Below are 12325 nucleotides of genomic sequence, written 5' to 3' on the forward strand. Positions count from 1 at the left end.
CAGAGCTAACCTATGTCATCATCCCGTCCGGTGTTCCGTTCCCGCTGGCTGCCCTATCTTCTGGTCGCGCCACAGCTGGTCATCACCGTTATCTTCTTTATCTGGCCTGCGGGCGAAGCGCTATGGTACTCGGTACAAAGCGTCGATCCTTTCGGGCTGTCCAGCCAGTTTGTGGGCCTGGATAACTTCACGGCCCTGTGGCACGACAGCTACTACCTCGACGCCTTCTGGACGACGATCACATTCAGCACCCTGGTTACCGCAAGTGGCCTTATCGCCTCGCTGTTCTTCGCCGCGCTGGTGGATTACGTGGTGCGCGGCAGCCGTTTATATCAAACGCTGATGCTGCTGCCTTACGCCGTTGCCCCTGCCGTCGCTGCCGTGCTGTGGATCTTCCTGTTTAACCCTGGCCGCGGTTTGATCACCCATTTCCTGGCAGAGCTAGGCTACGACTGGAACCATGCCCAGAACAGCGGCCAGGCGATGTTTCTGGTGGTGTTCGCCTCGGTGTGGAAGCAGATTAGCTACAACTTCCTGTTCTTCTTTGCCGCGCTGCAGTCCATCCCGCGCTCGCTGGTCGAAGCCGCGGCGATAGACGGGGCTGGCCCGGTTCGTCGCTTCTTCAGGCTGGCATTGCCGCTGATCGCCCCGGTGAGTTTCTTCCTGCTGGTGGTCAATCTGGTGTATGCCTTCTTCGACACCTTCCCGGTGATCGACGCGGCCACGGCAGGCGGCCCGGTACAAGCCACCACTACGCTTATCTACAAGATCTACCGCGAAGGGTTTGCCGGGCTGGATCTCTCGGCTTCCGCTGCCCAGTCGGTGGTGCTGATGTTCCTCGTTATCATCCTGACGGTGGTGCAGTTCCGCTATGTCGAAAGTAAGGTGCGCTACCAATGATTGAGAACCGTCGCGGGCTGACGATTTTCAGCCATACCATGCTGATTTTAGGGATCATCGTCATCCTGTTCCCGCTGTACGTGGCCTTTGTTGCCGCCACGCTGGACACCAAAGCCGTGTTCGATACGCCGATGACGCTGATCCCCGGCGGGCATCTGTTTGAGAACATGAAGACCATCTGGACGCAGGGCGTGGGGGCCAACAGCGCACCGTTCTGGCTGATGATGCTCAACAGCTTCATCATGGCATTTGGCATAACCGTCGGCAAAATCACGGTGTCGATGCTCTCGGCCTTCGCCATCGTCTGGTTCTGCTTTCCGCTGCGCAACCTCTTCTTCTGGATGATCTTCATCACCCTGATGCTGCCAGTGGAAGTGCGCATCTTCCCGACGGTGGAAGTGATCGCCAACCTCGGAATGCTGGACAGCTACGCGGGCTTAACTCTGCCGCTGATGGCCTCAGCGACCGCTACCTTCCTGTTCCGGCAGTTCTTTATGACATTGCCGGATGAGCTGATCGAGGCGGCGCGAATCGACGGCGCGTCGCCGATGCGCTTTTTCCGCGACATCGTGCTGCCGCTGTCAAAAACCAACCTCGCGGCGCTGTTTGTGATCACCTTTATCTACGGTTGGAACCAGTACCTGTGGCCGCTGTTGATTATCCAGGACGTCAACCTCGGCACCGCCGTGGCGGGCATCAAAGGCATGATCGCTACCGGCGAAGGCACCACTCTCTGGAACCAGGTGATGGCGGCAATGCTGCTCACCCTTATCCCACCCGTAGTCATTGTTTTAGCCATGCAGCGTGCGTTTGTCCGTGGCCTGGTCGATAGCGAGAAATAAGATGGCAGGTTTAAAACTTCAGGCAGTAACCAAAAGCTGGGACGGTAAAACCCAGATTATTCAGCCGCTGACGCTCGACGTAGCGGACGGGGAATTCATCGTCATGGTCGGTCCGTCCGGCTGTGGCAAATCCACCCTGCTGCGCATGGTGGCGGGGCTGGAGCGCGTGACGTCCGGGGATATCTGGATTGACCGCCAGCGCGTCACCGAGATGGAGCCAAAAGACAGAGGCATCGCGATGGTGTTTCAGAACTATGCGCTTTACCCGCACATGAGCGTGGAAGAGAACATGGCCTGGGGGCTGAAAATTCGCGGAATGGGCAAAAGCCACATCGACGAGCGCGTGAAAGAAGCGGCGCGCATTCTGGAGCTGGACGGCCTGCTCAAGCGCCGCCCGCGCGAACTCTCCGGCGGACAGCGCCAGCGCGTGGCGATGGGCCGCGCCATCGTGCGCGATCCGGCGGTGTTCCTGTTCGACGAGCCGCTCTCTAACCTCGATGCCAAACTGCGCGTGCAGATGCGCCTTGAACTGCAGCAGCTGCATCGCCGTTTGAAAACCACGTCCCTGTACGTGACCCACGATCAGGTCGAAGCGATGACGCTCGCCCAGCGCGTGATGGTCATGAACAAAGGCATCGCCGAGCAGATTGGCACCCCGGTGGAGGTCTACGAGAAACCGGCCACCCGCTTTGTGGCGAGCTTTATCGGCAGCCCGGCAATGAACCTGCTGGAAGGACGGATCAGCAGCGCGGGAACGCACTTTGAACTGGAAAGCGGGATGGCGTTACCGATCAACTGGTACTATCGTGGCTACGCCGGGCGTAAAATGACGCTCGGTATCCGCCCCGAGCATATTGGATTAACCTCTCAGGCGGACGGCGGCGTGCCGTTGGTGATGGACACGCTGGAGATGCTGGGCGCAGACAACCTGGCGCACGGACGCTGGGGCGAGCAAAAGCTGGTGGTGCGCCTGGCGCATCAGGAACGCCCGAAAGCAGGCAGCACGATGTGGCTGCATCTGCCGGAAAATCACCTGCACGTATTTGATGGTGAAACAGGACAACGCATATGAGTAACTGGCCTTATCCCCACATTGTTGCCCACCGTGGCGGCGGTAAACTGGCGCCGGAAAATACCCTGGCGGCCATCGACACGGGGGCGCGTTTTGGTCACACGATGATTGAGTTTGACGCCAAGCTGTCGAAAGACGGTGAGATTTTTTTGCTTCATGACGACAACCTCGAACGCACCAGCAACGGCTGGGGCGTGGCGGGCGAACTGCCGTGGCGCGATCTGCTGAACGTGGATGCCGGAAGCTGGTACAGCGGCGAATTTAAAGGCGAACCGCTGCCGCTGCTCGCAGAGGTGGCGGACCGCTGTCGCCAACATGGGATGATGGCCAATATCGAAATCAAACCGACCACCGGCACCGGGCCATTAACGGGCAAGGTTATCGCGCTGGCCGCGCGTGAGCTGTGGGAAGGCATGACGCCGCCGCTGCTCTCCTCGTTTGAAATTGACGCCTTGGAGGCGGCACAGGCGGCCGTGCCGGCGCTGCCGCGCGGGCTATTGCTGGATGAATGGCGTGAAGACTGGCGCGAGCTGACAACACGCTTAGCGTGCGTTTCTATTCATCTCAATCACAGGCTGCTGGATGAGGCGCGGGTGAAGATGTTGAAAGCGGCGGGCCTGCATATTCTGGTTTATACCGTTAACAGACCCCAGCGCGCGGCCGAGCTGCTGCGCTGGGGGGTGGACAGCATCTGTACCGATGCCATCGATCGGATCGGCCCGAACTTTAGTTTTGCGGATTATTAAGCATACTGCCATTTGATTGCGGCAGCAGCATATGCTGCTGGCCGCTGTTCAGCGTGGCCCCCCCACCTAACATGCCGCCGTTTTTGTTCTGCAGCGGCTGTTCCCGTACCTGACCCTGCTGAATACGCTGGGTGTTGGTATTCATCTGATTTTGCAGGCTCTGCTGCTGTACTTGCGTCTGGGTTCGCAGCTGTTGATTCAGCATCCCCTTTTGCTGCTGCTGTTGGCTCATCATTTCCGTTTGCATACGCTGCTGGCTCGGAATGACGTAACCCGGCTGGTTAGGGTTGTTCATGGTGTTCAGTGGCTGTGCGAGCGCGGCAAATGGGAGCAGCGCGGTCATAATCAGTAAGCGTTTCATTGTCATTTCCTCCTTTGAGGCCTCTCTTAAGTTTACCCTGATTCCACCATAACGATGATTTTTTAGGAGTTGTGAACCAGGCTTAACCGGGGAGTATGGACCCCATCACCTGGAGAGCAATAATGATGAAACCAACGTTTTTGCGCTGGATAGCGATCGCTGCGCTGATGGCCGGCGGCACATTTAGCGTGGCGGCTAACCCGCCAGCGGCTCCACCCGTGTCCTATGGCGTGGAGGAAGATGTTTTTCATCCCGTGCGGGCAACGCATGGCATGGTGGCATCGGTGGATGCGCTGGCCACGAAAGTGGGCGTCGATATTCTCAAGCAGGGCGGGAACGCGGTGGATGCGGCGGTCGCAGTGGGGTATGCACTGGCAGTCACGCATCCACAGGCGGGTAACCTGGGCGGTGGCGGTTTTATGATGCTGCGCACCAAAGACGGCAAAACCACCGCGATCGATTTCCGGGAAATGGCGCCTGCTCAGGCGTCCCGCGATATGTTCCTCGACGACCAGGGTAACCCTGACAGTAAAAAATCCCTAACTTCGCATCTCGCGTCCGGTACGCCGGGCACCGTCGCGGGCTTCTCGCTGGCGCTGGAAAAATACGGCACGATGCCGCTGAACAAGGTCGTGCAGCCTGCCATCAAGCTGGCGCGCGACGGCTTTGTGGTGAACGATGCGCTGGCGGACGATCTTAAGACCTACGGCAGCGAGGTCATTCCTAATCATGAAAACAGTAAAGCCATCTTCTGGAAAGACGGCGAACCGCTGAAGAAGGGCGACAGGCTGGTGCAGAAGAACCTTGCCAAAAGCCTGGAGCTGATTGCGGAGCACGGCCCGGACGCCTTCTACAAAGGCGCAATTGCTGACCAGATTGCTGAAGAGATGCAAAAGAACGGGGGGCTCATCACCAAAGCCGATCTGGCGGAATACAACGCGGTGGAGCGGGAGCCAATTAGCGGAACCTATCGCGGCTACGCGGTATTTTCTATGCCACCGCCGTCGTCCGGCGGCATACACATCGTGCAGATCCTCAACATTCTTGAAAACTTCGATATGCACGCGTTCGGTTTTGGCAGTGCCGATGCCATGCAGGTTATGGCTGAGGCCGAAAAACGCGCCTACGCCGACCGCTCGGAATACCTCGGCGACCCGGACTTCGTGAAGGTGCCGTGGCAGGCGTTGACCAACAAAGCCTATGCCAAATCCCTTGCGGATCAGATTGATATCAATAAGGCCAAGCCCTCGAGCGAAATCCGCCCCGGCAAGCTGGCACCGTATGAAAGCAACCAGACGACCCATTTCTCCGTGGTGGATAAAGAGGGTAACGCAGTGGCGGTGACCTACACGCTCAATACCACGTTCGGCACCGGCATTGTGGCGGGCAATAGCGGCATTTTGCTGAACAACGAGATGGATGATTTTTCGGCCAAGCCGGGCGTGCCGAACGTCTACGGTCTGGTGGGGGGCGATGCAAATGCAGTAGGGCCGAAGAAACGCCCGCTGTCATCCATGTCGCCCACTATCGTGGTGAAAGACGGTAAAACCTGGCTGGTGACCGGTAGCCCGGGCGGTAGCCGTATTATCACTACCGTGCTACAGATGGTGGTGAACAGTATTGACTTTGGGATGAACGTCGCCGAAGCGACCAATGCCCCGCGCTTCCACCATCAGTGGCTGCCGGACGAACTGCGCGTCGAGAAAGGTTTTAGCCCGGATACCATCAAGCTGCTGGAGCAGCGCGGGCAGAAAGTCGCGGTGAAAGAGGCGATGGGCAGTACCCAGAGCATTATGGTCGGGCCGGACGGTGCGTTGTTTGGGGCGTCGGACCCGCGATCGGTGGATGATTTGACGGCGGGGTATTGATGAGTTACCCCTCTCCCCGCAGGGGAGAGGGGACTGAACTACTTCATTCTCGCCATATAATACGCGTCCACATACTCGCCGTTGCGCAGTGCAAATTTCCTGCCGGTCCCTTCGATTTCAAACCCAAAATTTTTATAGAGTGTAACTGCCGCTGGGTTATCGTCAAAGACCGTCAGTTCGATACGTTCAATGCGTAACCAGTTGTCGCACAGGTTAATCATTTCGCTCATGAGCCTGCGGCCTACGCCGCGACCCTGCATATCCGCAGCCACGCTTATGCCGAATGTGGCAACGTGGCTGCGACGCGGGTTTTCCATTACGTCCAGCGCCATATGCCCAATGACGCGCTGTTCCAGACAGGCAACAAGATGGCGTCGGCCTGGTTTTGTCGCAACGCGTTCGTGCCACATTTCCATTGAGGGATGAGGGAGCTGTAGCGTGTCGTGATACACATCAGGATGCGACATGATGTCACGCAAAGCTTCTGCATCGCTGGGTTCGATGTGGCGTATCACTATCTCACTCATTCCTTATTCCTCAGTCAGTTAAAGGTCCCTTCCAACATCAATGACTTTAAAATTTGAGTCAACCGCTATTTTTTGCAAAAAGTATTGGACAAGTGCGAATGAGAATGATTATTATTGCTCTGCATTCAGGAAGACCGCTACGGGAACCTGAAAGCACGACATTGCTCACATTGCTTCCAGTATTACTTTAGCCAGCTTCTCGCTGGCTTTTTTTTTGTTATGGTTAGACTCAGTAACCTTAAAAAGGACTGAGCCATGACACTACATTGCGCATTTATTGGATTTGGCAAAAGCACCACGCGTTACCACCTTCCGTACGTTCTTCACCGTAAAGATACCTGGCATGTGGCCCATATCTACCGCCGCCGCGCGAAGCCGGAAGAGCAATACCCGCAGTATTCCCATATTCATTTCACCAGCGATCTCGATGAGGTACTGGGCGACCCGCAGGTTAAACTGGTTATCGTCTGCACTCATGTGGACAGCCATTTTGACTATGCGAAACGCGCGCTCGAAGCGGGCAAAAACGTGCTGGTAGAAAAGCCCTTCACCCCGACTATCGCGGAAGCGAAAGCGCTGTTCGCGCTGGCGAAAAGCAAAGGACTGACCGTTACGCCGTATCAGAACCGTCGCTTTGACAGCTGCTTCCTGACGGCGAAAAAAGCGATTGAAAGCGGCAAGCTGGGCGACATTGTGGAAATTGAAAGTCACTTCGACTACTACCGCCCGGTGGTTGAAACCCAGCCCGGGCTGCCGCAGGATGGCTCATTCTTCGGGTTGGGCGTGCACACCATGGACCAGATTATCTCCCTGTTTGGCCGCCCGGATCATGTCGCTTATGACATCCGCAGCCTGCGTAACAAAGCCAACCCGGACGATACCTTTGAAGCGCAGCTGTTCTACGGCGACCTCAAAGCCATCGTCAAGACCAGCCATCTGGTGAAAATCGACTACCCGAAATTTATCGTTCACGGCACTAAAGGATCGTTTATCAAGTACGGTATCGACCAGCAGGAGACCAGCCTGAAGGCCAATATTATGCCAGGCGAACCCGGCTTTGCGGCGGATGAGTCCGTGGGCGTGCTGGAGTATGTGAATCAGGAGGGCGTTACGGTCAGAGAAACGTTGCCGCCAGAAACGGGCGACTACGGCCGCGTGTATGATGCACTGTTTGACACTTTCACCGCGGGGGCACCGAATTACGTCAAGGAATCTGACGTTCTCACAAACCTCGAACTCCTTGAGCGGGCCTTCGAACAGGCTTCTCCTGCCACGATAACCCTCGCCAAATAAGATATTTAGGCTCCTCTTGGCTTGTTCATAATTTTTGAACAGAGGAGTCAATTTTCACCCTCTATGATCCCAGGCGGTTTGCGTCCACACTTACTTCATCGAAACGAACTGAGGGTGAAAACAATGATCTACTTACGCAAAGCAAACGAACGTGGTCACGCAAATCATGGCTGGCTGGACTCATGGCATTCATTCTCGTTTGCTGACTACTACGACCCGAACTTCATGGGCTTCTCCGCACTGCGCGTTATTAACGATGACGTGATTGATGCAGGCCAGGGCTTCGGTACCCACCCGCACAAAGACATGGAAATCCTGACCTATGTGCTGGAAGGGGCGGTGGAGCACCAGGACAGCATGGGCAATAAAGAGCAGGTTCCGGCAGGTGAGTTCCAGATTATGAGTGCGGGTACCGGCGTGCGTCACTCGGAATACAACCCGAGCAAAACGGAAAAACTGCACCTGTATCAAATCTGGATCATTCCAGAAGAAACCGGCATCACGCCGCGCTACGAACAGCGCCGCTTCGACGCTAAGCAGGGCAAACAGCTGGTGCTGTCCCCGGACGCGCGTGAAGGTTCCCTTAAAGTGCATCAGGATATGGAGCTGTACCGCTGGGCGCTGGCGAAAGATGAACAGTCTGTGCATCAGATTGCCGCTAACCGCCGCGTGTGGATCCAGGTGGTGAAAGGTGAAGTCACCATTAACGGTACGAAAGCGACAACGGCTGATGGTCTGGCAATCTGGGACGAGCAGGCTCTGTCCGTCCACGCCGACAGCGAAAGTGAAATCCTGCTGTTCGACCTGCCGCCGGTATAAATAATTACTCAACCTTCCCTTTAAACGGGGAAGGTTGAGCTTTGTCCGTGATAAACTGAGAAAATCTCTCACTTCAAGATTTATCAGGACGATGAAAAAGAAACGCCCCGTACTTCAGGATGTCGCCGATCGCGTCGGTGTGACCAAAATGACGGTCAGCCGTTTTTTACGTAACCCGGAACAGGTTTCCGTGGCGTTGCGTGGCAAGATTGCCGCTGCCCTCGATGAACTGGGTTATATCCCCAACCGCGCACCCGATATTCTCTCTAATGCGACCAGCCGTGCGGTGGGCGTTCTGCTTCCTTCCTTAACCAACCAGGTTTTCGCCGAAGTGCTTCGCGGTATTGAAAGCGTAACCGATGCTTTTGGTTACCAGACCATGCTCGCGCACTACGGGTACAAGCCGGAACTGGAAGAGGAACGTCTTGAATCGATGCTTTCCTGGAACATCGACGGCTTGATTTTAACCGAACGTACTCACACCCCTCGCACGCTCAAGATGATCGAAGTTGCCGGTATTCCGGTGGTAGAGCTGATGGACAGTCAGTCTCCCTGCCTCGATATTGCCGTCGGATTCGATAACTTCGAAGCGGCGCGTCAGATGACGGCTGCCATCATCGCGCGTGGTCATCGCCACGTGGCCTACCTGGGGGCGCGTCTTGATGAGCGTACTATCATCAAACAGAAGGGATACGAGCAGGCGATGCTTGATGCCGGTTTAACGCCGTACAGCGTGATGGTGGAGCAATCCTCTTCCTACACGTCCGGTATTGAACTGATGCGTCAGGCGCGTCGCGAATATCCGCAACTGGACGGTATTTTCTGTACCAACGATGACCTTGCGGTCGGTGCAGCGTTTGAATGCCAGCGTCTGGGGTTGAAGATCCCCGATGATATCGCGATTGCCGGTTTCCACGGCCACGATATTGGTCAAGTGATGGAGCCGCGTCTGGCCAGCGTCCTGACCCCGCGTGAGCGCATGGGCCGCATTGGTGCGGAACGCCTGCTGGCGCGCATTCGTGGCGAGGTGGTTACCCCTAAAATGTTAGATTTAGGTTTCACCTTGTCACCGGGTGGATCTATTTAAGCTGACAAATTTGAAGTAGCTCACACTTATTCACTTCGCGCACGTTTGGATATTGCTTCTCTTTTGCCCCAGCAGGACAATGTTACCGATAACTGTTACCCGTAACAATTGACTGAGGGACACCCTTTGAGCACGACTAATCATGATCACCACGTTTACGTCCTGATGGGCGTTTCCGGTAGCGGTAAATCAGCCGTGGCCAGCGAAGTGGCGCATCAACTGCATGCTGCGTTTCTTGATGGCGACTTCCTCCATCCTCGCAGCAACATCACCAAAATGGCCGCAGGCGAGCCGCTGAACGACGATGACCGCAAGCCGTGGTTACGGGCGCTGAATGACGCCGCGTTCGCGATGCAGCGTACCAACAAAGTCTCTCTGATCGTCTGCTCTGCGCTGAAAAAAACCTACCGCGACCTGCTGCGTGACGGCAATCCGAACCTCTCTTTCATCTATTTGAAAGGGGACTTCGAGGTCATTGAAAGCCGTCTGAAGGCGCGTAAAGGCCACTTCTTCAAAACCCAGATGCTTGTCACGCAGTTTGAAGCGTTGCAGGAGCCGGGTGCGGACGAGCAGGATGTATTGGTGGTTGATATCGATCAGCCGCTGGAAGGTGTTGTCGCCAGCACCATCGAGGTTATTAACAAAAGGCTGTAAGTTTTGAGTACATTAACGCTTGTTTTGACAGCAGTGGGTTCCGTATTGCTGCTGCTGTTTTTAGTGATGAAAGCGCGTATGCACGCTTTCGTGGCTTTGATGGTGGTTTCTATTGGTGCAGGTCTTTTTTCCGGTATGCCGCTCGATAAAATCGCGGCGACGATGGAAAAAGGGATGGGCGGCACGCTGGGCTTCCTGGCCATAGTGGTCGCGCTGGGCGCGATGTTTGGCAAGATTTTGCATGAGACGGGCGCGGTCGACCAGATTGCCGTCAAGATGCTGAAATCCTTTGGGCACAGCCGCGCGCACTACGCGATTGGCCTGGCTGGCCTGATCTGCGCGCTGCCGCTGTTCTTTGAAGTGGCCGTTGTGCTGCTGATTAGCGTGGCGTTCTCCATGGCGCGCCATACCGGCACTAACCTCGTTAAGCTGGTCATTCCGCTGTTTGCGGGCGTGGCGGCCGCGGCGGCGTTTCTGCTGCCTGGGCCTGCACCGATGCTGCTGGCGTCTCAAATGCACGCCGACTTTGGCTGGATGATCCTGATTGGCCTGTGTGCTGCGATCCCGGGAATGATTATTGCCGGTCCGCTGTGGGGCAATTTCATTAGCCGTTACGTTGAGCTGCATATTCCGGATGACGTCACCGAGCCGCATCTGGGTGAAGGCAAAATGCCGTCCTTCGGCTTCAGCCTTTCTCTGATCCTGCTGCCGCTGGTGTTGGTTGGCCTGAAAACTATCGCCGCGCGCTTTGTTCCGGTGGGGTCTTCAGCCTACGAGTGGTTTGAGTTTATCGGCCATCCGTTCACCGCGATCCTGGTGGCGTGTCTGGTGGCGATTTACGGCCTGGCGATGCGTCAGGGCATGCCGAAAGACAGAGTAATGGAGATTTGCGGTGCAGCGCTGCAGCCTGCGGGGATTATCCTGCTGGTGATCGGTGCGGGCGGCGTGTTCAAACAGGTACTGGTGGATTCTGGCGTGGGTCCGGCTCTGGGCGAAGCGCTGACCGGGATGGGCCTGCCAATTGCAGTAACCTGCTTTGTGCTGGCTGCGGCGGTGCGTATCATCCAGGGCTCCGCGACCGTGGCGTGCTTAACGGCCGTCGGTCTGGTGATGCCGGTGATTGAACAGCTGAACTATTCCGGTGCGCAGATGGCCGCGCTGTCTATCTGCATCGCGGGTGGCTCTATCGTTGTCTCTCACGTGAACGATGCAGGCTTCTGGCTGTTTGGTAAATTTACCGGTGCGACCGAAGCGCAAACCCTGAAAACCTGGACGCTGATGGAAACTATCCTCGGCACGACAGGGGCGATTGTCGGGATGATTGCGTTTACGCTGCTGAGCTAACGCCGGTTTGCACCCTCTCCAACAGGGAAGGGTGCAAACACCAAAAACGACAACTTTTGTTGTCGTTTTGCTTTTCCTAACCTTTCATCCACGCCCGTATTCCATCCAGGAACATCTGCGTCGCCATCATCACCAGGATCAGCCCCATCAGGCGCTCCAGCGCATTCACCCCTTTCTCACCCAGCAGGCGCAGGAATAGCGACGATTGCAGCAGGATGATAAACGTCCCGCCCCAGGCAATCAGCAGCGCAATCACCAGATGGCTCATCTGATTCGGATACTGATGCGACAGCAGCATCAGCGTCGCCAGAATCGTCGGCCCGGCAACCAGCGGAATCGCCAGCGGCACAATAAACGGTTCTTCACCCGCAGGCAGGCCGCTGCTGCTGCCCTCCGCGCTGGGGAAAATCATCTTAATGGCAATCAGGAACAGGATAATCCCGCCCGAGATAGAAACCGTTTCGGCGCGCAGGTTCAGGAACGCGAGAATTTTTTCGCCCGCAAACAGGAAGATAAACATCACCAGCAGGGCGATGAGCAGCTCGCGGATCATGATCGCCCGCCGGCGCTTCGGCTCGGTGTGCTTCAGTACCGACATGAAGATCGGCAGGTTCCCGAGCGGATCCATAATCAGGATCAATAAAACCGCGGCGGAAATGATTTCACTCATCTTTAAATTATCCCTGATACTTAGTAGTGTTATTCCGATGATTAGCGCTTTTTCTGATTGCCGGGCAATCATCGATTAATTTCGCTTGCGACTTTGGCAGCATTTTGTAATGTGAAGCATATCCCAGTTCAATACTGGCTTG

13 protein-coding genes are annotated in these 12325 nt (G+C 56.1%); 10 read left to right on the forward strand and 3 right to left on the reverse strand.

The genetic code is table 11. From position 1 onward, the window contains the following. Positions 1–12 precede the first annotated feature (12 nt). The 4 genes from ugpA to ugpQ are packed head-to-tail and all read left to right on the forward strand — an operon-like array spanning position 13 to position 3560. Positions 13–900, forward strand: coding sequence for a sn-glycerol-3-phosphate ABC transporter permease UgpA (gene ugpA, locus V5P19_RS17460; RefSeq protein ID WP_334405524.1), 888 nt, complete (start codon positions 13–15; stop codon positions 898–900). Further along, positions 897–1742, forward strand: a complete 846-nt coding sequence (gene ugpE / locus V5P19_RS17465; RefSeq protein WP_334405526.1) for a sn-glycerol-3-phosphate ABC transporter permease UgpE — start codon at positions 897–899, stop codon at positions 1740–1742. Before ugpA ends, ugpE begins: the two co-directional genes overlap by 4 nt. A gap of 1 nt (position 1743) precedes the next feature. After that, positions 1744–2814: a sn-glycerol-3-phosphate import ATP-binding protein UgpC gene (locus V5P19_RS17470; RefSeq protein ID WP_334405528.1), complete on the forward strand. Its 1071-nt coding sequence runs from the start codon at positions 1744–1746 to the stop codon at positions 2812–2814. Further along, entirely contained in the window at positions 2811–3560 is a 750-nt protein-coding gene (gene ugpQ, locus V5P19_RS17475; protein ID WP_334405530.1) for a glycerophosphodiester phosphodiesterase, read from the forward strand. The genes V5P19_RS17470 and ugpQ overlap by 4 nt, the downstream gene beginning before the upstream one ends. Here the strand turns inward: ugpQ and V5P19_RS17480 are convergent. Beyond that, positions 3541–3921 (reverse strand): DUF2756 family protein, encoded by a 381-nt coding sequence (locus V5P19_RS17480; RefSeq protein WP_334405532.1) that lies wholly within the window; start codon positions 3919–3921, stop codon positions 3541–3543. The genes ugpQ and V5P19_RS17480 overlap by 20 nt on opposite strands. Positions 3922–4043: 122 nt before the next feature. On the opposite strand from V5P19_RS17480, the gene ggt reads away from it, so the two are divergent. Further along, positions 4044–5789 carry a gamma-glutamyltransferase gene (gene ggt / locus V5P19_RS17485; protein ID WP_334405534.1) on the forward strand — a complete coding sequence of 582 codons (1746 nt, stop codon included), beginning with the start codon at positions 4044–4046 and terminating at the stop codon, positions 5787–5789. A gap of 38 nt (positions 5790–5827) precedes the next feature. On the opposite strand, the gene yhhY is transcribed toward ggt, so the two are convergent. Beyond that, positions 5828–6316, reverse strand: coding sequence for an N-acetyltransferase (yhhY, locus tag V5P19_RS17490; RefSeq protein ID WP_334405536.1), 489 nt, complete (start codon positions 6314–6316; stop codon positions 5828–5830). Between the two features lie 255 nt (positions 6317–6571). Between yhhY and V5P19_RS17495 the strand changes: the two genes are divergently transcribed. From V5P19_RS17495 to gntU, 5 genes are all read left to right on the forward strand, one after another. Next, positions 6572–7609, forward strand: coding sequence for an oxidoreductase (locus tag V5P19_RS17495; RefSeq protein WP_334405538.1), 1038 nt, complete (start codon positions 6572–6574; stop codon positions 7607–7609). 123 nt (positions 7610–7732) lie between these two features. Beyond that, the gene (locus tag V5P19_RS17500) at positions 7733–8428 is read left to right on the forward strand and encodes a pirin family protein (protein WP_242174001.1); all 696 of its coding nucleotides are present in this window, start codon (positions 7733–7735) and stop codon (positions 8426–8428) included. A gap of 91 nt (positions 8429–8519) precedes the next feature. Beyond that, positions 8520–9515, forward strand: a complete 996-nt coding sequence (gene gntR / locus V5P19_RS17505; RefSeq protein WP_334405545.1) for a gluconate operon transcriptional repressor GntR — start codon at positions 8520–8522, stop codon at positions 9513–9515. 126 nt (positions 9516–9641) lie between these two features. Continuing rightward, complete coding sequence (gntK, locus tag V5P19_RS17510; RefSeq protein WP_334405547.1) at positions 9642–10169, forward strand: gluconokinase; 528 nt, start codon at positions 9642–9644, stop codon at positions 10167–10169. A gap of 3 nt (positions 10170–10172) precedes the next feature. Further along, positions 10173–11513, forward strand: coding sequence for a gluconate transporter (gene gntU / locus V5P19_RS17515; protein ID WP_023310036.1), 1341 nt, complete (start codon positions 10173–10175; stop codon positions 11511–11513). A 76-nt stretch (positions 11514–11589) separates the two neighbouring features. Here the strand turns inward: gntU and yhgN are convergent, their stop codons facing one another. After that, positions 11590–12183, reverse strand: a complete 594-nt coding sequence (yhgN, locus tag V5P19_RS17520) for an NAAT family transporter YhgN (protein WP_003861574.1) — start codon at positions 12181–12183, stop codon at positions 11590–11592. Positions 12184–12325: the final 142 nt, after the last annotated feature.

This window comes from Enterobacter sp. UNJFSC 003 (genome assembly GCF_036903355.1).
GTDB lineage: Bacteria > Pseudomonadota > Gammaproteobacteria > Enterobacterales > Enterobacteriaceae > Enterobacter.

What these genes read in the sequence shown, in the direction of transcription:
- ggt (WP_334405534.1), top strand. Translation starts at nt 4,044, where the DNA reads ATGATGAAACCAACGTTTTTGCGCTGGATAGCGATCGCTGCGCTGATG.
- ugpQ (WP_334405530.1), top strand. Translation starts at nt 2,811, where the DNA reads ATGAGTAACTGGCCTTATCCCCACATTGTTGCCCACCGTGGCGGCGGT.
- gntR (WP_334405545.1), top strand. Translation starts at nt 8,520, where the DNA reads ATGAAAAAGAAACGCCCCGTACTTCAGGATGTCGCCGATCGCGTCGGT.
- V5P19_RS17495 (WP_334405538.1), top strand. Translation starts at nt 6,572, where the DNA reads ATGACACTACATTGCGCATTTATTGGATTTGGCAAAAGCACCACGCGT.
- ugpE (WP_334405526.1), top strand. Translation starts at nt 897, where the DNA reads ATGATTGAGAACCGTCGCGGGCTGACGATTTTCAGCCATACCATGCTG.
- V5P19_RS17500 (WP_242174001.1), top strand. Translation starts at nt 7,733, where the DNA reads ATGATCTACTTACGCAAAGCAAACGAACGTGGTCACGCAAATCATGGC.
- yhgN (WP_003861574.1), bottom strand. Translation starts at nt 12,183, where the DNA reads ATGAGTGAAATCATTTCCGCCGCGGTTTTATTGATCCTGATTATGGAT.
- yhhY (WP_334405536.1), bottom strand. Translation starts at nt 6,316, where the DNA reads ATGAGTGAGATAGTGATACGCCACATCGAACCCAGCGATGCAGAAGCT.
- V5P19_RS17480 (WP_334405532.1), bottom strand. Translation starts at nt 3,921, where the DNA reads ATGAAACGCTTACTGATTATGACCGCGCTGCTCCCATTTGCCGCGCTC.
- ugpA (WP_334405524.1), top strand. Translation starts at nt 13, where the DNA reads ATGTCATCATCCCGTCCGGTGTTCCGTTCCCGCTGGCTGCCCTATCTT.
- V5P19_RS17470 (WP_334405528.1), top strand. Translation starts at nt 1,744, where the DNA reads ATGGCAGGTTTAAAACTTCAGGCAGTAACCAAAAGCTGGGACGGTAAA.